Source organism: Sphingomonas yunnanensis, from assembly GCF_019898765.1.
GTDB classification, from domain to species: Bacteria; Pseudomonadota; Alphaproteobacteria; order Sphingomonadales; family Sphingomonadaceae; genus Sphingomonas; species Sphingomonas yunnanensis.
This window is the reverse complement of the sequence record NZ_JAIOKB010000001.1, coordinates 540241-560722: the sequence shown is the minus strand read 5'-3', so window position 1 is coordinate 560722 and position 20482 is coordinate 540241. Positions and strand designations below refer to the sequence as shown.

27 protein-coding genes, 1 tRNA gene and 1 other RNA gene are annotated in these 20482 nt (G+C 70.5%); 17 read left to right on the top strand and 12 right to left on the bottom strand.

Going from position 1 to position 20482, the window contains the following annotated elements:
• The first annotated feature begins 20 nt into the window (after window positions 1-20).
• From mreC to K7957_RS02725, 8 genes are all read left to right on the top strand, one after another.
• The gene (mreC, locus tag K7957_RS02760) at window positions 21-923 is read left to right on the top strand and encodes a rod shape-determining protein MreC (RefSeq protein WP_223010445.1); all 903 of its coding nucleotides are present in this window, start codon (window positions 21-23) and stop codon (window positions 921-923) included.
• Window positions 920-1429: a rod shape-determining protein MreD gene (gene mreD / locus K7957_RS02755; protein WP_223010444.1), complete on the top strand. Its 510-nt coding sequence runs from the start codon at window positions 920-922 to the stop codon at window positions 1427-1429. Before mreC ends, mreD begins: the two co-directional genes overlap by 4 nt.
• The gene (mrdA, locus tag K7957_RS02750) at window positions 1429-3540 is read left to right on the top strand and encodes a penicillin-binding protein 2 (protein ID WP_223010443.1); all 2112 of its coding nucleotides are present in this window, start codon (window positions 1429-1431) and stop codon (window positions 3538-3540) included. Before mreD ends, mrdA begins: the two co-directional genes overlap by 1 nt.
• Window positions 3537-4643: a rod shape-determining protein RodA gene (gene rodA, locus K7957_RS02745; RefSeq protein ID WP_223010442.1), complete on the top strand. Its 1107-nt coding sequence runs from the start codon at window positions 3537-3539 to the stop codon at window positions 4641-4643. Before mrdA ends, rodA begins: the two co-directional genes overlap by 4 nt.
• Before the next feature lie 113 nt (window positions 4644-4756).
• Window positions 4757-4832 (top strand) — tRNA-Lys (locus K7957_RS02740).
• Window positions 4833-4919: 87 nt separating this feature from the next.
• Window positions 4920-5288 (top strand): DUF6481 family protein, encoded by a 369-nt coding sequence (locus K7957_RS02735; protein ID WP_223010441.1) that lies wholly within the window; start codon window positions 4920-4922, stop codon window positions 5286-5288.
• Window positions 5285-5950, top strand: a complete 666-nt coding sequence (locus K7957_RS02730; RefSeq protein WP_223010440.1) for a spermidine synthase — start codon at window positions 5285-5287, stop codon at window positions 5948-5950. Before K7957_RS02735 ends, K7957_RS02730 begins: the two co-directional genes overlap by 4 nt.
• An 84-nt stretch (window positions 5951-6034) precedes the next feature.
• Window positions 6035-6307, top strand: coding sequence for a DUF1488 family protein (locus K7957_RS02725; protein ID WP_223010439.1), 273 nt, complete (start codon window positions 6035-6037; stop codon window positions 6305-6307).
• Between the two features lie 495 nt (window positions 6308-6802).
• Here K7957_RS02725 and K7957_RS02720 read toward each other — a convergent pair whose 3' ends face one another.
• Both K7957_RS02720 and pspF read right to left on the bottom strand, forming a co-directional pair.
• The gene (locus K7957_RS02720) at window positions 6803-7417 is read right to left on the bottom strand and encodes a superoxide dismutase (RefSeq protein ID WP_223010438.1); all 615 of its coding nucleotides are present in this window, start codon (window positions 7415-7417) and stop codon (window positions 6803-6805) included.
• A 63-nt stretch (window positions 7418-7480) separates the two neighbouring features.
• Window positions 7481-8557, bottom strand: coding sequence for a phage shock protein operon transcriptional activator (pspF, locus tag K7957_RS02715; protein ID WP_223010437.1), 1077 nt, complete (start codon window positions 8555-8557; stop codon window positions 7481-7483).
• 174 nt (window positions 8558-8731) lie between these two features.
• Between pspF and K7957_RS20515 the strand changes: the two genes are divergently transcribed.
• From K7957_RS20515 to K7957_RS02675, 9 genes are all read left to right on the top strand, one after another.
• A complete protein-coding gene (locus K7957_RS20515; protein WP_281422790.1) occupies window positions 8732-8863 on the top strand; it encodes a hypothetical protein in 132 nt (43 codons plus the stop codon).
• An 81-nt stretch (window positions 8864-8944) separates the two neighbouring features.
• A complete protein-coding gene (gene pspA, locus K7957_RS02710; RefSeq protein WP_223010436.1) occupies window positions 8945-9607 on the top strand; it encodes a phage shock protein PspA in 663 nt (220 codons plus the stop codon).
• Window position 9608: 1 nt separating this feature from the next.
• Window positions 9609-9905, top strand: coding sequence for an envelope stress response membrane protein PspB (gene pspB / locus K7957_RS02705; protein WP_223010435.1), 297 nt, complete (start codon window positions 9609-9611; stop codon window positions 9903-9905).
• Window positions 9905-10285, top strand: coding sequence for an envelope stress response membrane protein PspC (gene pspC, locus K7957_RS02700; protein WP_223010434.1), 381 nt, complete (start codon window positions 9905-9907; stop codon window positions 10283-10285). Before pspB ends, pspC begins: the two co-directional genes overlap by 1 nt.
• 31 nt (window positions 10286-10316) lie before the next feature.
• Complete coding sequence (locus K7957_RS02695; RefSeq protein ID WP_223011090.1) at window positions 10317-10625, top strand: hypothetical protein; 309 nt, start codon at window positions 10317-10319, stop codon at window positions 10623-10625.
• 23 nt (window positions 10626-10648) lie between these two features.
• The gene (locus K7957_RS02690) at window positions 10649-10936 is read left to right on the top strand and encodes a hypothetical protein (protein ID WP_246616619.1); all 288 of its coding nucleotides are present in this window, start codon (window positions 10649-10651) and stop codon (window positions 10934-10936) included.
• Window positions 10937-10964: 28 nt separating this feature from the next.
• Complete coding sequence (locus tag K7957_RS02685; RefSeq protein WP_223010433.1) at window positions 10965-11216, top strand: hypothetical protein; 252 nt, start codon at window positions 10965-10967, stop codon at window positions 11214-11216.
• Between the two features lie 27 nt (window positions 11217-11243).
• Window positions 11244-11483, top strand: a complete 240-nt coding sequence (locus tag K7957_RS02680; RefSeq protein ID WP_223010432.1) for a hypothetical protein — start codon at window positions 11244-11246, stop codon at window positions 11481-11483.
• Window positions 11484-11523: 40 nt separating this feature from the next.
• Window positions 11524-11943 (top strand): SufE family protein, encoded by a 420-nt coding sequence (locus K7957_RS02675; protein ID WP_223010431.1) that lies wholly within the window; start codon window positions 11524-11526, stop codon window positions 11941-11943.
• A 214-nt stretch (window positions 11944-12157) separates the two neighbouring features.
• On the opposite strand, the gene K7957_RS02670 is transcribed toward K7957_RS02675, so the two are convergent.
• From K7957_RS02670 to K7957_RS02625, 10 genes are all read right to left on the bottom strand, one after another.
• Window positions 12158-12460 (bottom strand): thioredoxin domain-containing protein, encoded by a 303-nt coding sequence (locus tag K7957_RS02670; protein WP_223010430.1) that lies wholly within the window; start codon window positions 12458-12460, stop codon window positions 12158-12160.
• Entirely contained in the window at window positions 12457-13005 is a 549-nt protein-coding gene (locus K7957_RS02665) for a J domain-containing protein (RefSeq protein WP_223010429.1), read from the bottom strand. The genes K7957_RS02670 and K7957_RS02665 overlap by 4 nt, the downstream gene beginning before the upstream one ends.
• Window positions 13006-13060: 55 nt before the next feature.
• Window positions 13061-13463, bottom strand: an RNA gene (gene rnpB, locus K7957_RS02660) — RNase P RNA component class A.
• A 39-nt stretch (window positions 13464-13502) separates the two neighbouring features.
• Entirely contained in the window at window positions 13503-14192 is a 690-nt protein-coding gene (locus tag K7957_RS02655) for an N-acetylmuramoyl-L-alanine amidase (RefSeq protein ID WP_223010428.1), read from the bottom strand.
• Window positions 14189-15091: a DMT family transporter gene (locus K7957_RS02650; RefSeq protein WP_343228279.1), complete on the bottom strand. Its 903-nt coding sequence runs from the start codon at window positions 15089-15091 to the stop codon at window positions 14189-14191. Before K7957_RS02650 ends, K7957_RS02655 begins: the two co-directional genes overlap by 4 nt.
• 19 nt (window positions 15092-15110) lie before the next feature.
• Window positions 15111-15959 (bottom strand): CheR family methyltransferase, encoded by an 849-nt coding sequence (locus tag K7957_RS02645; protein ID WP_223010427.1) that lies wholly within the window; start codon window positions 15957-15959, stop codon window positions 15111-15113.
• Window positions 15956-17044 (bottom strand): chemotaxis protein CheB, encoded by a 1089-nt coding sequence (locus K7957_RS02640; RefSeq protein ID WP_223010426.1) that lies wholly within the window; start codon window positions 17042-17044, stop codon window positions 15956-15958. The genes K7957_RS02645 and K7957_RS02640 overlap by 4 nt, the downstream gene beginning before the upstream one ends.
• A 35-nt stretch (window positions 17045-17079) precedes the next feature.
• Complete coding sequence (locus K7957_RS02635; protein ID WP_223010425.1) at window positions 17080-17445, bottom strand: response regulator; 366 nt, start codon at window positions 17443-17445, stop codon at window positions 17080-17082.
• A gap of 227 nt (window positions 17446-17672) precedes the next feature.
• Window positions 17673-18113: a chemotaxis protein CheW gene (locus tag K7957_RS02630; protein ID WP_223010424.1), complete on the bottom strand. Its 441-nt coding sequence runs from the start codon at window positions 18111-18113 to the stop codon at window positions 17673-17675.
• A complete protein-coding gene (locus K7957_RS02625) occupies window positions 18110-20413 on the bottom strand; it encodes a chemotaxis protein CheA (RefSeq protein ID WP_223010423.1) in 2304 nt (767 codons plus the stop codon). The genes K7957_RS02630 and K7957_RS02625 overlap by 4 nt, the downstream gene beginning before the upstream one ends.
• Window positions 20414-20482: the final 69 nt, after the last annotated feature.

Here is a 20482-nt window from a genome sequence, read left to right as displayed (position 1 = left end):
GAGGCGAGGAGATGGCGGCAATGGCGCCGTCACGGGATCGGCGTCCGGGCTTCTCGCGGCGCGCGCAATATAGTCTGTTCCTCACCTACATCCTCGGCATCGCCGGGGCGGTGGTCGGCGGGGTGTTGCTCGCGCTGTCGACCTTCAATCCGGTCGCCTTCAACGCGCTGCGCGCCGCGGTGGCGGAGCTGACCGCGCCGCCGGCGGCGCTGCTGGCGGGCGCGGGCAGCCAGCTCGCCTCGGTCCCCGACGCGATCGCCAGCCACTTCCAGGTGCGCAGTGAGAACCGGCAGCTGCGCGCGCGGCTCAACCAGGCGCGCGGCGCGCTGCTCGCCGGGCGTCAGGCGCAGATCGAGAACGCGCGGCTGCGGCGCCTTCTCGTGCTGCGCGACCGGCTACCCGAGACGATCGCCGCGGCGCGGATCGTCAGCACCAGCGCGTCGAGCACGCGCCGCTTCGGGCTGCTCAACGCGGGCAGCTTCCAGGGCGTGGCGGACGGCCAGCCGGTGACGGGGCCGGAGGGGCTGATCGGCCGCGTGCTGTACGTCGGCCCCGACACCGCGCGCGTGCTGCTGATCACCGATCCGGAGAGCGTCGTTCCGGTGCGCCGCACGCGCGACGGTCGGCCCGCGCTGGCGGCGGGCCGCGGCGACGGGCTGGTGGACGTGCGCACGATCGACACCGCGGACGGGCGGTTCCGCCCCGGCGACCTGTTCGTCACCTCGGGCACGGGAGGTATCTTCGTCCCCGGCGTGCCGGTCGCGCGCGTCCTGCGTGCCGGCACTGACAGCGCGCCGGCGCGGCCCTTCGCCCGCCCCGACTCGCTCGACGTCGCGCTGGTGCACCGCGCCTTCATGCCGCCGCCCCCCGCCCCGCCCGCCCCCGCGCCCGAGCCCTCGCCTACGCCCACGCCCGAGCCGTGACGCTCCCCGCGCGCCCGCTATTCCAGGAGCCGCTGCCACCCGGCCGCGCGCGCCTCCTCCCTTGGGCGAGCGTGCTCGCGGGCTCGCTGGCGACGACGCTGCCGTGGAACGCCTCGCTGGGGCTGCTGCCCCCGCTGGGGCTGCTCCTGATGCTGGCGTGGCGGCTGCTCGCGCCGCTGTCGCTGCGCGTCTGGGCACCGGCGTTGCTCGGCCTGTTCGACGATCTCGTCTCCGGCCAGCCGCTCGGCAGCGCGATGCTGCTGTGGACGCTGGCCTTCTTCCTGGTCGAGGCGCTGGAGGCGCGCTCGGGCATGCGCGACTTCGCGCAGAGCTGGGCGATCGCCGCGGTGGCGATCGCGCTCGTGCTGGCGGGAGGACGGCTGTTCGCGAGCCCGCTCTCCGCCTATGTCGACGGCGTGCTCGTGCTCCAGATCATCCTCTCCGTCCTGCTCTTCCCCGCCGCCGCCCGGCTGGTGGCGTGGATCGACCTCAAGCGGGCACGCTGATGGCGCGGCCGCCGCGCGTCATGACCGAGGCCGCGCAGGCCTACAGCTTCTCGCGCCGCGCCTGGCTGCTCGGCGCTGGCCAGATCGGGCTGGGCGGGCTGCTGATCTCTCGGATGGGCTATCTCGCGATCACGCAGAACGAACATTACAACCTGCTGTCCGAGCGCAACCGCGTGAGCATGACGATGATCCCGCCGCGGCGCGGCTGGATCGTCGACCGCAACGGCCAGCCGATCGCGAGCAACCGCACCGACTTCCGCGTCGACGTGATCCCCGACCGGCTGGAGGACAAGGACCGCACGCTCGCGCGGCTGCGCGCGCTGCTCGGGCTCGACGACGAGGAGATGGCGCAGATCGAGGCCGAGCTGAAACACTCGCCCGGCTTCCGCCCGGTCGAGATCGCCGAGAACATCGACTGGGACCGTTTCGCCGCGGTGCAGGTGCGCCAGCCCGAACTGCCCGGCGTCGCGCCGTCGCGCGGCTTCGCGCGCCACTATCCGCAGGGCGCCGCGGTGGCACATCTGATCGGTTATGTCGGCGCCGCCACGGCGGAGCAGTATAAGAAGGTACGCGACCCGCTCTATCTCACTCCCGGCTTCAAGCTCGGCAAGGACGGGCTGGAGAAGACGATGGAGCCGCTGCTGCGCGGCACCGCCGGCGCCAAAAGGGTCGAGGTCACCGCGCGCGGCAAGCTCGTCAAGGAGCTCGCCACCCGCCCCGACGTGCCCGGGCGCACGCTGCGGCTCACGATCGACGCCGGGCTGCAGGAATATGCGGCGCGGCGGCTCGGCACCAACTCGGGGTCGTGCGTGGTGTTCGACTGCACCAACGGCGAGATGCTCGCGATGGTGTCGATGCCCGCCTATGATCCCAACAGCTTCTCCGAGGGGATCAGCCAGCTCGAGTGGAAGATGCTCAGCGAGAACGACCACGTCCCGCTGATGAACAAGGTGACCCAGGGGCTGTACCCGCCGGGCTCGACGGTGAAGCCGATGAACGGGCTGGCGCTGCTCGCCGCTGGCGTCGACCCCAATGACCGCGTGTTCTGCTCGGGCGCGTTCCAGGTCGGCAACGGCGTGTGGCACTGCCACAAGCGCCACGGCCACGGCCCGCTCGATCTCAAGAACGCGATCATGCAGAGCTGCGACATCTATTTCTACGAGATGGCGCGGCGCGTCGGCTACGACAAGATCGCGCCGGTGGCGCGCGCGCTCGGGCTGGGGCAGAAGTTCGACCTGCCCTTCTCCACGCAGCGCTACGGCACCGTTCCCGACAGCGAGTGGAAGCGGCGCAAGTACAAGACCGAGTGGAAAGTCGCCGACGCGATCAACGCCTCGATCGGTCAGGGTTATGTCCTCGCCAACCCGCTCCAGCTCGCGGTGATGGCGAGCCGGCTCGGCTCGGGGCTGGAGTTGCAGCCGACGCTGATCCGCGACCCGTTCAAGCCGCGCGCCCAGCCGATGGCGATCGACCCCGAGCATTTCCGGCTCATCCGCGAGGCCATGTACGGCGTGGTCAACGCCGGCGGCACCGGCGGCCTGGCGCGGATGCAGGTGCCCGGGGTCGCGATCGCGGGCAAGACCGGCACCGCGCAGGTGCGCCACATCAGCACCGCGGAGCGGCGCAGCGGCGTGCTCAAGAACGGGCAGCTGCCGTTCAAGCTGCGCGACCACGCCTTGTTCGTCTGCTTCGCGCCCTATGACAATCCGCGCTACGCCGCGGCGGTGGTGCTGGAGCATAACGGCCATACCGTGCGCAACCTCGACACGCCGATGATCGGGCGCGACATCATGACCTATCTGTTCGACCGCGAGCGCGCGCTGAAGAGCCTCGCCGAGGTCGAGCCGTCCTGGGGCGGCGACATCCGCACGCGGATGGCGGCGGAGGCCGCGGCCTATCGCGCCGCGCATGCCCCTCCCCCGCCGCGCCCAGACCTCGACGATGTCGCGGCGACGGGCTCGGACGCGGTCGCCGCGGCGACCGATGCCTCCAACGCCACTGCCGAGGCGCAGGCGGCCGACACTGCCGCGGGCAACGGCCCGGCGCGCACCGGATCGCCTGAGCCCGACAGCGAGGGTGGTCGCGGCGACGGCGGGACCGGGCGCGAGTGAGCGGCTTCGTCCCCGCCCCACTCGCGGCGCTGCCGTGGCGCGTGCTGTTGCTGGTCGCCGGCATCGGCGGCTTCGGGCTGGTGGTGCTCTACTCGGCCGCGGGCGGCAGCATGACTCCCTGGGTGGTGCCGCAGGGTCTGCGCTTCGTCGTGTTCCTCGCGGGCGCGGTCGTGCTGTCGCGCGTGCCGCTCGACTGGTGGAAGCGCTCGGCCTTCTGGATCTACGCGATCATGCTGGTGCTGCTGGTGCTGGTCGAGCTGCTCGGCGCGGTGCGCGGCGGCAGCCAGCGCTGGCTCGGCTTCGGCCCGATCCGGATCCAGCCGTCCGAGCTGATGAAGCTGGCGATCGTGCTGGCCTGCGCGCGCTTCTACGCTCTGTTGCCCGCGACCGAGACGCGGCGCTTCGCCGCGCTGTGGCCCGCGGCGGTGCTGATCGGCCTGCCGGCGATGATCGTGATGGCGCAGCCTGACCTCGGCACCGGGCTGATGATCTGCGCGGGCGGCGCCACCGTGATGTTCCTCGCCGGCATCCCGCTTCGGCTGTTCGTCGGCGGTGCGCTGGCGGTCGCGGTCGCTATCCCGGTCGCCTTCGAATATGTGCTCCACGACTATCAGCGCCACCGCGTGCTGATCTTCCTCGATCCCGAGAGCGATCCCCTGGGCACCGGCTACCACATCAGCCAGTCCAAGATCGCGATCGGCTCCGGCGGGATCTTCGGCAAGGGCTTCCTCAACGGCACGCAGAGCCATCTCGACTATCTGCCCGAGGGCCATACCGACTTCGTCTTCGCCACCATGGCGGAGGAATGGGGCCTGGCGGGCGGCGCTTTCCTGATCATCGCCTTCCTGCTGGTGATCCGCTGGGGCATCAACGTCGGCGTCCGCGCCGAGGACCGCTTCGCCAAGCTGGCCGCGGCGGGGCTCGCGACGACCATGTTCTTCTACATGGCGATCAACCTTATGATGGTGATGGGGCTGGCCCCCGTGGTCGGCATCCCGCTGCCCCTGGTGAGCTTCGGCGGCTCGGCGCAGATGACGGTGCTGATCTCGCTGGGCATTCTGATGGGGATCGATCGCTCCTCGAAATTGCGGCAGCGTTGGTGAGCGGCTTTTCTCGCCGCGGCGCGAAAAAAGGGGTTTGCAAAGCTGAGGCGCGTTGGTAGAGGCGCGCTTCCCGATCGCGGGGCGGCACCAACCGCTTTCTTCCCGCCGGTCACGGACGCATAGCTCAGTTGGTAGAGCAGCTGACTCTTAATCAGCGGGTCCTTGGTTCGAGCCCAAGTGCGTCCACCAGTTTTTTCAACGGCTCCGCAGCGATGCGGGGCCGTTGTGCTATGGGCCGGAACATCACCGGCCCCTTCGAACGGAGACGACTCAGGCATGGCAGGCTTCAAAGCCCCCGATTTCAACGACCGCGCGCAGGCGGCACGCGACGCCAAGCAGAAGGCGCTCGAGCTGCTGAAGAACCGGCCCGCGCCCGATCCCGAGCAGGTGGCGGCGCGCGCCGCCGCGCGCGCGGCCAAGGAGGCGGCCGAGGAGGAGAAGCGCGCCGCGCACCGCGCCGCGATCGAGGCCAAGAAGGCCGCCAAGGAAGAAGCGCGCGCTCAGGCCGAGGCCGAGGCGGCCGCGGCCGAACAGGCCGCCGTCGAGGCCGCCGCCAAGCGCGCGGTGTCGCTGCCGACGGCGGCCGAGCTCAAGGCGGCGCGCGACGCGCGCTACGCCGCCCGCAAGGCGCGTCAGCGCAAGTGATCCAGCGCGAGCTGGTCGGGATCGCGGAGGTCCCGGGCGGCGCGCCGCTGCGGCTTTTCCGGCGCGGCGCCGATCACATGATCGTGCTCGACCGCAACGAGCTGATGAGCACGCGCATGAGCGGCTCGGAAGAGGCGCTCGGCACGATGACATGCGAGCGGCTCGGTGGCCGTCCGTCGCCCCGGCTGCTGGTCGGCGGCTATGGCATGGGCTTCACGCTCCGCGCCCTGCTCGGCCGGCTCGGGGAGGACGCCGAGATCCTCGTCGCCGAGCTGGTCCCTGGGATCATCGACTGGGCGCGCGGGCCGATGGCCGCGCTCACCGCCGGGTGCCTCGACGATCCGCGCGTGACGCTCGAGATCGGCGACGTCGGCGCGGTGATCAGGCGGGCGAAGCGCCGCTACGACGCGATCCTGCTCGACGTCGACAATGGCCCCGACGGGCTGACGCGCGAGGCGAACGATTCGCTCTATCACGCGCGCGGCCTCGACGACGCGCGCGCCGCCCTGGCCCCGAATGGCGTGCTCGCGATCTGGTCGGCCGCGCCCGATCCCGCCTTCGCACGGCGGCTCGCGCGCGCCGGGTTCGCCGTGGAGGAGGTTAAGGTGCGCGCGCGGTCGAACGGCAAGGGCGCCACGCACGTCATCTGGTTCGCGCGCTGACCCGTTCGTGCGCTCAGCGCGGAACACCCGGGCCGGCTACAGCTTTATCGCTCTTCTGTAGCCGCCGCATCAAAGGGAGACGTCATGGCCGCGAATGAGCTGGAGATCGATAACAACTCGCTGCTCGACAATATCGACGAGCGCCAGGTGGAATTCACCGGCGAGGTCGATGGCGACGAGTACGAGTTCGCGGTGCAATATGACGTGCTCGAGGCGCTGAGCGGCGATTCGCCCGATGGCGACGCGATCGACATGTTCAACCGCTTCGTCGATGCGGTCAGCGAGGCGACCCTCGCTGCCCTGTCGCGCGGGAACGGCAGCGGGGTCATCGTCGTCAGTGAGAACGACCTGGAATAATTCGGAAAGTCCTTCGGGCGGGTGGCGCAACAAGACCATTGCGCGGCCCGCCGACTCGCGTCACTCTCCTGTCACAACGAGAGCCGCAAAGCGGCAGGGAGAGGTTCATGGACGTACCCAGCGCACTGGTAGTGGCCGTCGGCGGGATCGGCGCCTTGGCAACGCTCGGGATGGTGGTGGTGTTCGCGCGCCGCGCGCCGGACACGCCGCGGCGCTGAGAGTGCCCTGACAGGCCACGTCGCAGAGGCCGACGGTCCTTGTACCGACCGACGTGACTGAAGTACTTCCCCTGCAAAAGAGGTGCTCCGCAGAGAGCCGGTGGGCCTCCCTCAGCGGCGGTGGACCGACCCCCGGGGGGGGGGTGGCAGCCCATCGTCAGGCATCGAGCCCGCCTTCTCTCCTGCGACGAGGTGTCTGTCCTATGACGAGGCTCGCGACACCGGATCGCGAGAGCGCCGCCTTGGTCTCCCGACGCGGCGCCCCCGACCGCTCACGTCACCCCGCAGCGACCTCGAAGCGGCGACCCACCTCGTCCCAGTTCACCACGTCCCACCATGCCTTCAGATAGCCCGGCCGGTCGTTCTTGTAGGTGAGGTAATAAGCGTGCTCCCACACGTCGTTCCCCAGGATCGGCGTGCCGCGGTCGCTGACCACGTCCATCAGCGGATTGTCCTGGTTCGGCGTCGAGGTCACCTTGAGCTGACCGCTCTGGTCGACGATCACCCAGGCCCAGCCCGAGCCGAACTGGCCCGCACCTTTGGTGTTGAAATCCTCCTTGAGCTTATCGAGCCCGCCATAGGCGTCGATGGCCTCAGCCAGCTTGCCGCTCGGGCCGCTGGTGCTGCCGGGCTTGCCCATGATCTTCCAGAAGAAGTCGTGGTTCCAATAGCCGCCGCCATTGTTACGCAGGAGCGGCGGCAGCGACGAGATCTGGCCGAGGATCTGCTCGATCGACTGGCCCTCCAGCTTCGCGTCCGCCGCGACGCCCTCGTTGAGCTTGTCGGTATAGGCCTTGTGGTGCTTGTCGTGGTGGAAGGTCATCGTCTCCTTGGAGATGACCGGCTCCAGCGCGTCATAGTCGTACGGCAGCGGCGGGAGATCGAATGCCATGGAATCCTCCTGTGGGTTCGCGTGCGCAACGCGACGATCGCCCAAATGGCTCCCAACTGATCGTTACGCAACCGCCCCGATCAGGTCGTGGCGACGCAGCGCGTGGCGCAATTGATCGTAGCTCAGCCCCAGCGCCTCGGCGGTCGCGCGCTGGTTGAAGCGATGGTCGGCGAGCGCCTTGGCGAGCAGCTCGCGCTCGAAGCGGGCGACCCGGCTCTTGAAGTCGGACGGACCGACCTCGCAGGCGGCGACCTGCTCGTCGTCGGCCTCGGCGCTCGCTTCACGCGTCGGCTCGTTCGCGAGCGTATCCGCCGTCCCGGTCGGTGATGGTGACGGGCTCGATGACGCCGGGCGCGGGGCGCCGGGGCGATAAGGCGAATCAAAGGGATCGAACTCGATCTCGCCGATCGCGCCGCCGCGCTCCCAGCGATAGACCGCGCGCTCGACGACGTTGCGCAGCTCGCGCACGTTGCCGGGCCAGCGATAGGAGCGCATCAGCTCCATCGCCTCGTGGGTGAACCCCTCCCACTCGTCGCGGCCGAGCTCGGCGGCCATGCGGCGGCCGAAGAAGTCGGCGAGCACCGCGATGTCGCTGCGCCGCGCGCGCAGCGGCGGCAGCGTCACAACCTCGAACGAGAGCCGGTCGAGCAGGTCCGCGCGGAACGTGCCGGCGTCCACCCGGTCGGGCAGATGCTCGTTGGTCGCGGCGACGATGCGGACGTCGACGCGACGCGGGCGCGAGGCGCCGATGCGGGTCACCTCGCCGTACTCGACCGCGCGTAGCAAACGCTCCTGCGCGCCCATCGACAAGGTACCGAGTTCGTCGAGGAACAAGGTGCCGCCGTCCGCCTCCTCGAAGCGGCCGACACGCGCCTTGGTCGCGCCGGTGAAGGACCCGGCCTCATGGCCGAACAACTCGGCCTCGATCAAAGTCTCCGGCAGCGCGGCGCAGTTCATCGTCACCAGCGGATGGTCCCAGCGCTGGCTGAGATGATGGAGCCGCTCGGCGACCAGCTCCTTGCCCGTGCCGCGCTCGCCGATCACCAGCACCGGTCGGTCGAGCGCGGCAGCACGGCTCGCGCGCTCGAGCGCGTCGAGGAAGACGCCGGACTGTCCGATGACCTGGGTCGTTCGCTCCATTCGCCAACTTCTGGCGCAGATTGCCAAGCGCTGGCAACCGTCGAAATCTTCCAAGACACAACTTACGGCGCGGCATGTCCGGGAATGGCGGAAATGCTGGGGTTGAGAGCGGCCGCCGGCGATTGGCACGCCTCCTGCAATGCTCTGGGCAACTCAGGACCAAGGAGACACACCATGACCCGCACCGATCGCACCAGCAAGCTCGCCGCTCTCGCCCTCACCCTCGTCGTCAGCGCCACGATGGTGCTCGGCGCCATCGGTCCGGCGACCGCGCTGGGCAGCACGCCGATCCACCGGGTGGCGTGACGCGCCGCGCGGCACGGCACCCTCCCCGCCGCCCGCGCGATCCGCTACAAGGGACCGACTGACGCAGGAGTCCTTATCGAGATGGGCATTTTCTCCCGCACCCGCGACATCGTCGCCGCCAACATGGCCGAGCTGCTCGAGCGAGCGGACGACCCGGCGAAGATGGTCCGCATGATCATCCTCGAGATGGAGGAGACGCTGGTCGAGGTGCGCGCGTCCGCCGCCCGCACCATCGCCGATCAGAAGGAGATGCGGCGGCATATTCAGAAGCTGGCCGAGATCGAGGCGAGCTGGACCGAGAAGGCCGAGCTGGCGCTGTCGAAGGATCGTGAGGACCTCGCCAAGGCGGCGCTGGTCGAGCGCGGCAAGGCGGCCGAGATGGGGGCGCAGCTCCGCGACGAGGTCGCCGTGCTCGACGAGGCGCTGCGCTCGTCCGAGGAGGATATCGCCAAGCTGCAGAACAAGCTGCGCGAGGCGCGCGCCAAGCAGAACGCGATCGCGACCCGGCTGGAGAGCGCCAACACCAAGGCGAAGCTGCGCGAGATGTGGAACGGGCCCAAGACGCACGATGCCTTCAGCCGCTTCGAGGTGCTGGAGCGCCGCGCCGACGAGGCCGAGGGTCGCGCCGAGGCCATGGGTCTCACCCCGCGCACGCTCGAGGACGAGTTCGACGCGCTGCGCTCGAGCGACAAGATCGACGCCGAACTCGCCGCGCTCAAGGCCAAGCTGAACCGGGAGAATTGAGGTGGAAGACGTATTTGTCCCAATGATCGCGATCACCTCGCTCTTCATCGGTTTACCGTGGCTGATCCTCCATTACGTCACGCGCTGGAAAACCGCGCCGCGGATGACCGACGAGGACGAGCGGCTGCTCGACGAGATGTACAATCTCGCGCGCCGCCTGGAGGACCGTGTCAACACCGTCGAGCGGATCGTCGCCGCCGACAACCCCGATTTCCGGCCGGGCATGGCGGATTACCGCAGCCAGCCCGACTATCGCCTCGACCAGCCGACGGCGCGCTCGATCGATCGGAGGAACTGATGTCCGACAGTCGTACCAAATTCTACCTCGATCCGCAGAACGGCCAGTGGAAGGGCGTCTGTGCAGGGATCGCCGACTATACGGGGATCGACGTCGTGTGGGTGCGCGTGATCACCGTGCTGCTCACGCTGGCGAGCGGCTTCTGGTGGACGATCCTCGCCTATGTGCTGATCGCCTGGATGGCCGAGACCAAGCCCGCCGGCCTGTATCAGGACCGCGAGGACCAGAAATTCTGGCAGGGCGTGCGCTCCAATCCTAAGCGCTCCACCGCTGAGGTGCGCGCCAAGTTCCGCGAGATCGACCGGCGGCTCGCCGACATCGAGCTCCATTACACCAGCCGCAACAGCGCGCTCGCGCGCGAGATCGACAGCCTGCGCTGACACCGCGCGAGAGGGAGGCACGGAGATGGACATGGGTTGGATGGTGCCGGTCGGGATCGTCACCGCGGTGAGCGCCTCGCACGCCTTCCGCACCTGGGTGCGGGCGCGGCACGGCTATCCGCTCGACGACGACCGGCGCGGACGACGACGTCACGGCGCGCACGCACTCGCGGGCGACGCGATCGGCCCCGATCGCGGCGTCTTGCTGCTGGAGGCAGAGAACGAGCGGCTTACCGGCCAGGTCGGCCGACTGGAGGAGCGGATCGCGGTGCTCGAGCGGATCGCCACCGATCCCGCGGTGCGCACCGCGCGCGAGATCGAGGCGCTGCGCGACCGCTGACGCCAAACCGGAGGAGACACGCCATGTCGTTCGAACAGCTCAACGGCTTCACGCTCTTCATGATCACCTTCGTGGTCATCGGACTGCCGGTGATCCTGGGTGTCGGCGGCGAGATGTTCCGGCGCTGGCTGATCCACAAGGAGCGGATGGCGCAGGTGCTGACCGAGGCCACGGCGGAGAAGGCGGCGCAATATGCGGCGCACACCGAGCGGCTCGAGGCACGCGTCCGCGTGCTCGAGCGGATCGCCACCGACCGCGGCGCCGATGTCGCCGCCCAGATCGAACAATTGCGCGACGACCGGCTCAACTGAGCGGCGTCGCTTTTAACGGAGAGAGTAGATGGGTCCGTTCTCGATGGTGGTCGCCATCATCTTCATCCTGATGGTCGGACGCGTGCTGCAGGAGCGCTACCGCGCGATCGGCCGGACGCGCGGCGCTGACGGCGCCGGCTACCCGAGCGTCGACGCTGGCCGCGCGAACGACGAGGTGCGCCAGCTCAAGGAGCGCGTCGCGGTGCTTGAGCGCCTGATCACCGACAGCCACGGTCGCGCCGATCTGGAACGCCAGATCGAGCAGCTGCGCGACCGCTGACATCAACCCGCCACGGAGACGACAGCCATGTCAGATCCCACCTTCTATCTCAGCATGGCCGCGACCGGCCTCGCCGGTCTGGCGATGCTGATCTACGCCGCGCTCAACGGCTGGCGCGGCTGGCTTCAGCTCAAGCACCAGCAGCTCGGGCTCGACCGCCCCGAGCATCCCGCGGCGGTGCCCAGCGCGGGGGCGCGCATCGAGATCGCCGACCTGAAGGAGCGTATCCGCAAGCTCGAGGCGATCGCGGCGGGAGTGGACCTCTGAGCGGTTGCGGCGCGGGCGTGCGGCGGCTAGCCCGCGCGTGATGACCGACACTTTGCCCACGCTCGACGCGATCCGCGAGGAATATGAGTTCGTCGAGGGCGACGATCGCTACCGCCTGCTGGTCGAGCTGGGCCGCACGCTGGAGCCGATGCCCGCGGCGCTCAAGACCGAGGCGACGCTGGTGCGGGGCTGCTCCGCCTCGGTATGGGTCTATCCGACACGGGCGGAGGATGGCACGCTCCACTTCCTCGCCGACAGCAACGCCGCGATCACCAAGGGGATCATCGCTCTGGTGCTGCTGACGGTGCAGGACCGCGCGCCGGACGAGATCCTCGCGACCGACATCGAAGGCGCGCTGGCGCCGTTCGAGCTCAAGGCGCAGCTGAGTTCGAACCGGACCCAGGGCATTCCGAACATGATCGCGCTGATCCGCGAGACCGCGCGGCGGTACGCGGGCTGAGGTGCCGCGCGTCGCGTTGATTTGATCAGAAGGCGGTCGCGCCATGTACGAGCGGCTCTCCCCCTCCTTTCCTCGTTCCCGCGCAGGCGAGGATCCATACACGCTGCCGGCAGCGACGGAGCCCCAACGTTAGCGCGTCTGGACACCCGCCTGCGCGGGAATGGCGAGGAGAGTGGCGGCAAGCGTGCCTCCCACACGACGTGGTCCGCCCCCCTCAGTCCTGCGAGCGGAGCCCCGCCGCCAGTGTCGCGACATCAGCCCCTGGCTCGACAAGTCGCCAGCGATCGGGCGCGCGCGTGTCGACCAATGTCACCGCCCCGCGCGGGCACACGCCGAGACAGCGCACCTCGACCACGCCGAGGGCCACCTTTCGACCCTTGCCCAGCCCGGGTTCATCACGGAGCGCCTTGACGAGCGACGTCTTCCCCTTGCGGCCGAAGCCGCCGCCGAGCTTCTTCGAACATTTGCCGCACACCAGCAGCGCGCCGCCCCAGCGCGCGCGGAGCTCGTCCCTCACGCCTCGGCCCGCGGCTTCCAGGTGCGGGCGTCCTCGGCCGCGCGCAGCACCTCATAGGCCGCCTGGATCGCCTGGAAGCGCTTGGCCGCCTCGGCGTCACCGGGCCGCACGTCGGGGTGATTCGACTTGGCGAGCCGGCGCCACGCCAGCCGGACGTCGTCGAAGGAGGCGTCGACCTCGAGCTCGAGCATTTCGAGCGCGCGCATCTCGTCGCGCGAGCGCGTGCCATCGCCGGGTCCGGCCCAGGCCTGGTGGCGCGACTGCTGGTAACCACCCGCGTCGCGACGCTCGTCCGCCTCGCGCGCCGCCGCCTCCTCCGCCGACAAGCCCTCGAAGTAATTCCAGCCGCGATTATACTCGGCCGCGTGCGTCTGGCAGAAATACCAGCGATCAGGGCTGTTGGGCGATTTGGGCGCGGGGCAGTCGCCGCGCTCCTCGCAGCCGTGACGGTCGCACAGCCGCACGCTCGCCGCGTCGCGGCCCGCGCCGTAGCCGCGCCAGCGCGGGAAACCCCAGTCGTTCGAGCGGGTAGGAATACGTGCCATGCGTCCCGGCACATAGGGTCCGCCGCCGCGCGCGCCAAGCGAGCGCGGCGGCGAAAATGCCAGGGGGCCTGTAAGCCGGGTTCTGTCCATCCCTCACATCGCTGCGCGGGACTGGGCGACCATTCCTCTCGGCGCGCCGTCGCCGACGCGCTCCAGCGACCAACCCGGGCGGCGAGCGGGAACACGCCCCGGACGCGCGAACGCGCCCCTGCCGCCCCTATTCGGTCTTGCTCCCGGTGGGGTTTACCGTGCCACGACCGTTGCCGGCCGCGCGGTGCGCTCTTACCGCACCCTTTCACCATGGCCCGGCCGAAGCCGTGGCCGTCTGCTCTCTGTTGCACTGTCCCTGACCGCGGGCTCGCGCCCTTGGCCGGCGGGCGTTACCCGCCACCGTCGTTCCGTGGAGCCCGGACTTTCCTCGGCACGCTGACGCGTGACGCGGCCGCCCGGCCCCCTGGCGCCGCCGCCCTAGCGGCTGCGGCGGCGCGTGGGAAGCGTCAGTCGTCGCCGCGCGGTCGCGGCAGCAGCAGCGCGAGCAGGATCATGCGGCACTCGGCGTCGATCTCGCCGTCGATCAACTCGGGGCGGAAACGCCGCTGGAACGCCATGATCGCTGCCATCCGGTCGGTGACGTCATAGCCGAAACGCTCGAGCGCGAGGCAGAAGGCGGGCTCGCTCCAGAACGGGTCCATCAGGTTCTTGGTCGGCCGCGGCAGCGCCAGCCGCAGCCGCGCCAGCCGGTGCCACGGGAACAGCTCGCCCGGATCGCGCTTGCGCGCGGGCGCGATATCGGAATGGCCGACGATATTGCCGCGCGTGATCTCGTAGCGGTCTTTCAGATGCGCGACGAGCCGGATCACCGCGTCGACCTGCGGTTCGGGGAAGGCGCGATAGCCGAACTCATGCCCGGGGTTGACGATCTCGATCCCGAGCGAGGCCGAGTTGACGTCGTCGACGTCGCGCCAGTGCGAGGCGCCGGCGTGCCAGGCGCGTTTGTCGTCGTCGACCAGCCGCAGCAACGTCCCGTCCTCGTCGACGACATAGTGGCTCGACACCGCGGCGGCGGGGTCGCGCAGCCTCGCGATCGCCTCCTCGGCGCTGTGCATCCCCGTATAATGGAGCACGATCATCGAGATCGGCAGCTCGCGCTCGTTGAAATTGGGCGACGGCGCCTCGACACATCTCATGCTCGTCGCTCACCCTTCGCCGCCGTCCTGATCGTCACGATCGCCACCCCCAGCATCGCCACCGCGCCCCCGGCCATCATCGGCCAGGTCAGCGGCGTGCCGAACCAATAGGATGCCGCGGCGACGCTGACCACCGGCGCGGCGAGCGTCAGCGGCGTGACGGTCGAGACAGGGTGTCGCTGGAGCAGCCACATCATCGAGCCGTGGCCGAGTACGGTCGAGCCGATGCCGGAGAAAGCGATCGGCAGCAGCGCCGCGATCGGCGTCCGGGGCAGCCGCTCGATCGCGCCCGGCTCGAACCACCATGACGTCGCCGCCAGCGTCAGCGTCCCGAGCAGACCGATCCAGGCGTAGATCGTCAGCACCGGCACGCCGACCAGACGGCGCTGGATCAGCGAGCAGACCGCCCAGACCAGGCTGCTCGCCGCGGTCAGCGCCAGCCCCAGCCCCTCTCGCGCCGCGGCGGGATCGAACACCAGCAGTCCCACACCGGTGAAGGCGAGCAGGATCCCGATCGCGCGCGGCGCGTGGATCCGCTCGCGCAGCACCGCGATCGCGAGCAGCAGCGAGAAGGGCACGCCGAGCTGCCCCGCGATCGCCAGGGCGCCAACGTTGTCGGACACCGCGAGGCTGAGATTGATGAAGACGTAGAACAGCCCGCCCGAGAGCGCGCCCAGCGCGAGCAGCGGCACCATCTTGCCCTGCACGACCCGCAGCGCGCTGGCGCAGACCAGCAGCACGATCAGCTGGCGCAGCATCCCCGCGGTGATCGGCGGGACCAGCGCGACCGCCTCCTTCACCGCGACGATGTTGAGGCCCCACAGCAGGTTCATCATGACCACCACGGCGAGATCGCGCGCGCCGAAGGTGCTGGTGGTGGTCGGGGCGGCGCTGCTCACGCCTCGCCGAATCGCGGACTTAGCGCGCGGTGTAAAGCCGCTCCGGCGTGTCGGGGGCACCGACCCGCTCGTAGAAGCCACGTGCGCGGCGGCACGGCCGCAGCCGCTCGGACTGGCCGATCACGGTCTCGCCCGCGCCGAGCAGCAGCACGCCGCTGGGCTTGAGCGCGGCGGCGAGCCGCTCCAGCACCTGCTCGCGCAGGTGCGGCGCCAGGTAGAACAGCACGTTGCGGCAGAGGATCAGGTCGAACAGCCCGGCCGGCGCCGGGTCGGTCACGAGATTGTGACGGCGATAGGCGATCGTCGCGAGCAGCTTGGGCTGCGCCACCCACTGATCGTTCGGCGCGCTCTCGAACCACTGCATCATGCGCCGGATCGGCAGGCCGCGCTGGATCTCGAACTGGCTGTAACTACCGGCGCGCGCGCGCACGATCGCCGCGGCGGAGACGTCGGTGGCCACGATCTCGGGCATCGGCCCGCCCGCCTCGGCGAACAGCATGGCGAGCGACAATGGCTCCTGCCCCGTGGCGCAGGCGGCACACCACACGCGCGCGGGCGCTGGCTGCTCGTGGACGAGCTTGGCGGCGGTCTCGATCACGCCCGCGTCGCGGTAGAAGCTGGTCTCCTGGTTGAGCAGCGAGTCGACGATCCGGTCGGCCAGTGCGGTGTCGTGACGTTCCATCAGCCTCGCCGTGAGTTGTTCGACCCGATCGAGCCCGAGCGACTGGAGCAAGGGCTTCAGCGCGGCGTCGAATTTCCAGCTGCGGGCGGCCGCGATACGCTGGCCGGTGCGCGCCTCGAGCAGCGCGGCGAAGACCTGTGCCGAGCCCGCGTCGATCGTCGGCTGTCCGTGCGCCGCCGCGCTCATCGGCCACCACCGGCGGCGATCGTCGCGCCGAGCTCGGCGGGCGACATCACGCCCTGCGCGAGGCCGGCCTTGGCGACCGCGCCGGGCATGCCCCACACCACGGAGCTGCCGCGGTCCTGCACCAGCACGGTGCCCCCGGCGTCGCGCACCGCGCGCGCGCCCTCGAGGCCGTCGCGGCCCATGCCGCTCAGCACGATCGCGAGCAGGCGCGGGCCATAGACCGCCGCGAGGCTCGCGAACATCGGATCGACCGAGGGCAGGTTGCCCGTCGGCGCGGGCGTCTGCGACAGCCGCGTCGCCGCGCCGCCGTCGGGAAGCGCGTGCGCGACGAGGTGCGCGTTGCCCGGCGCGATCACCACCTCACCGGCGCGAACGCGGCCATGATCCTGCGCGATGACGCTCGGGCGCTTGGCCGAGACGCCGACCTGCGCGGCGAAATAGGGCGAGAAGGACGGCGGCAGGTGCTGCGTCACCAGGATCGGCTGGATCACCTCCGCTGGCACCCCGGCGAGGAGCGAGGCGAGCGCGTGGATGCCGCCGGTGGAGGCACCGATCGCGATCGCATCGAACGCCGGCGCAGCGGAAACGAGCGGCGCGGGAGCGAGCCCACGGCGCGCCGGCTCGATCACAGCCAACGGGCCGACCGACGCCGCGGGAGCCGCGAGCACGTCGAGCCGCGCGAGCAAGGTGTCCCCGAAGCGGCTGGCGAAGGCGCCCGCGAGCGGCTTGACCAACGTATCCGCCGCGCCGAGCGCGAGCGCGCGCATCGTCACCTCGGCGCCCTCGGCGGCAGTGCTCGACACGATCAGCACGCGCGCGCCCGCGCCGGCGACGAGCAGCTGCGGCAGCGCGTCGATCCCACTCTGCCGCGGCATCTCTAGGTCGAGCAGGATCACGTCGACGCGCTGCGTCGCCAGGAAGGCGAGCGCGCGCGAGGCGTCGCCGACCGCGCCCGCCAGTTCGAACCGCCCGCTCGCCTCGACGTAGCGGCCGAGCGCCGCACGCGCGACCGCCGAGTCGTCGACGATCAGCACGCGTGGCAGTGCGCCGCGCGGCGGGGCCAGGGAGGACGCGGACTGCGGCATGGCAGCGATCGGCCGGGGCGCGGGGGGCGCTGGCGTCAGGCCACGCCGACGATCTGGAGCTTGCTCTGCAGCGTCTCGCGATCGAACGGCTTCATGACATATTCGTCGGCGCCGGCCTCGATCGCCGCGCGGATGTGCGCCATGCCGTTCTCGGTGGTGCAGAACACCACCTTGGGGCGCGCGGGCAACGGTTCGCCGCCGAGCGCGCGAAGGAACTCCATCCCGCTCATCACGGGCATGTTCCAGTCGAGCAGGATGACGTCGGGGCAGGACGCGCGGCAGGCGGTGAGCGCCTCGCGGCCGTCACCCGCCTCGGAAACGGTGAAGTCGAGCGTCTCCAGGATATGGCGGGCGACCTTGCGGATCACCTTGGAGTCGTCGACGATAAGGCAAGTCTTCATGGGGCGATCCTGCGATACCAAGCGTGGCCTGCTTGTGGCGGACGAGGGGTAAGTTTGACGTTAACGGCGATGCGGAAGTTGTTAGGGGCGAAGGGCTCGTCCTTCTCGAAGCTGTTCCGAAATCAACCGCGCCGCACAGCCGGCAAAGGCGATGCGCGCGGCCGAGGAGATCGCGGAACTTGTCCGGGGTGATTAAGGCCGCGGGCCCACGCCTGCTTGTCGGAAGGTCAGGCCAGCCCGCTGGCGCGCGCCACGAGCCGGTCGACGTCGAGGGCGAGCAGCGTCTCCTGCTCGCCCTCGCCGATACCGGTGACGAAGTCCCACTCGCCCGCGGTGTCGAGGCTCGCCGGGGCCGCGCCGAGCTGGAAGGTGGAGACGTCCTCGAGCGAGTCGACCGCGATGGCGTAGAGATGGCCGTCGACGATCGTCGCCACCGCGCGCCCGCCCTCGCGGCGCTTCTCCTCGGGACAGCGCGCGACGCCGAGCAGCGTGCGCACGTCGAGCACGGTGGCGACGCGGCTCCGCATCGCCGCCAGCCCGATCACCGCGGCGGCGGCGCCCGGCGCCGGCACGACCGTGCCGACCTCGACGACCGAGTCGACCCGCTCGGCGTCGAACAGCACGCCGCAGCCGCCGATCCGCGCCACCAGTTGCAGCGAGCCGATCATGCGCGATGCTCCTTCAGGGCGGCGATCAAGGCGCCGCGATCGTAACGGTAGAGGGGCTGGCCACGCGAGCGGCTGAGGCGTAGCGCCGGAACTGGCGCACTGTCGGCCTCGTCGTCGATCGCGAGCGCGATGGCGGGACGCTCGCCCGCGGTGACCGAGCGGACGACCCGATAGCCGGCCTGCTCGATCGTCGGCTTGAGAAAGGCCTCCATCCAGGCGCCCTCGCTGCCGTGGAGCAGGCAGAGCGGCCGCTCGGCGGCGACCGGCGACGCGTTGAACAGTGCGAGCGAGTCGACCAGCTCGATCGGCTCGCCCGCGATCACCGCCAGCCCGGCGATCACGCCGTGCGGGTCGGCGGCGGGGGCGAGCTCGTCCGGCAGCGGGACGATCTCGATCGCCTCCTCGACGGGGTAAGCCAGCTCCAGACCATCGGCCTGGAGTCGGAGCACGGTGCGGACGGTGTCGGCGACGACCTCCTGCCCCGCCCAGACCGGCACCGAGCGACCGTCGATGGTCAGCCAGGTGCCGCCCGCGAGCGAGCGCACCGCCCCAGCGGCGACCTTCTCGATCCGGTCGACCGCGTCGGAGACGATCAGGCGGCGCTCGCCGTCGACGTCGAGGAACAGCAAGGCGCGGACCGCCTCGACCGCGGCGGTGGCGGAGGCCTGCGCCTGCACCTGCTCGAAGGTCAGCCCTGCCTTGGCGGCGATGCCGGAACAGTCGAGCAGGAGGATCGGCAGGCCGTCGTCGGGGAGCATCTGGCCGGCGTAGATCCCGGCGCGCATCACCGCGGGCGCGGCGGGCTTGACCACCAGCTCCTGCGTGTCGAGGACGCCGTCGAGCGCGAGCGCGAAGCGTCCCTCGCGCAGCGACACGATCGCGAGATAGCGCGGCGGCCCGGCGGGGGCGCGATCGAGCAGGTCGCCGAGCTCGACCATCGGCAGACGTTGGCCGCGCAGCAGCACGACCGACCCGGTGCCGACGCGATCCACCCGCACCGCGCCGCCGTCTACCGCGACGATCTCGTCGACCGACTGGCGCGGCACCGCGAAGCGCGTCCCCGCGGCGTCGACCAGCACCGCGTTGAGGATGGCGAGCGTGAGCGGCACCTCGAGCGAGACGGTGAGTCCCTGCCCCGGCCGGTTGACCAATGAGATACGACCGCCGGCCTGCTCGACATTGGCCTTGACCACGTCCATCCCGACGCCGCGGCCCGACAGCGCGGTGACCTCGTCGCGCGACGACAGGCCGGGCTCGAAGATCAGCCGCAGCCGCGCCTCCTCGTCGAGGCCGCGCAGCTCGGCGGCGCGCGACGGCTGGTCGCGCAGGATCTTGGCGACGAGCCGGTCGGTATCGACGCCGCGGCCGTCGTCGACGATGTCGATGATGATGAGGTTGCCTGCCTGGCGCGCGACGACGCGCAGCTCGCCGGTGCCGGGCTTGCCCGCGAGGATCCGGTCGGCGCGGTCCTCCAGCCCGTGATCGACCGCGTTGCGGACGATATGGACGAGCGGGTCGCGCAGCAGCTCGATCATCTCGCGGTCGAGCTCGACGTCCCCGCCCTCGATCACCAGCGTCACCGACTTGCCGAGCGAGGCGGCGGAGTCGCGCGCCAACCGCGGCAGCGCCGAGAACAGCGCCTCGACGCGCTGCATGCGGGTGCGCGTGACGGTGTCGCGCAGCTCGTCGACCGAGAGGCTGAGCCGCTCGAGCATCGCCTCGAGCCGCGGGTCCTCGATCAGGCGCAGGTGGCGCGCGAGCTGGTTGCGCGCGAGCACCATGTCGGAGACGCCGCTCATCATGCGGTCGAGCAGGTCGACCGAGAGCCGCACCGAGCGCTTATGCCCGGCGCGTTGCGCGGCGGTGCCGAGCGCGGTGGGATCCGGCGAGGTCGGCGCGTTCGGTATCGTGGCGACGGCACTGCCGACGGTCGGGGCGGCGTCGAGCGCGGCGATCAGCAGCGCCTCACCGCCGTCGTCGACCGACTCGCCCGCGTCGATCGCCTCGACCAGGTCGCCGATCCGGTCGATGATCGCGAGGATCGCGCTGACCAGGGCGCTGTCCGGCACGCGATCCCCGCCGCGCACCGCGGCGAGCGCGTCCTCGGCGGCGTGACTCAGCCGCGCGAGCCGCGGCAGGTCGAGGAAGCCGCAGCTGCCCTTGATGGTATGGACGAAGCGGAAGATCGAATCGAGCCGCGTGCGGTCGTTCGGATCGGCCTCCCAGCCGACGATCTCGCCCGAGAGCGCCTCGAGCGTCTCGCGCGTCTCGGCGATGAATTCCTGCAGCAGATCGTCCATGCGGCCCCGTCGCGTCCTGTCGGCGAGCGGCATGGCATGGCGCCGGTTAAAAGGGTGTTTACTGAGGGA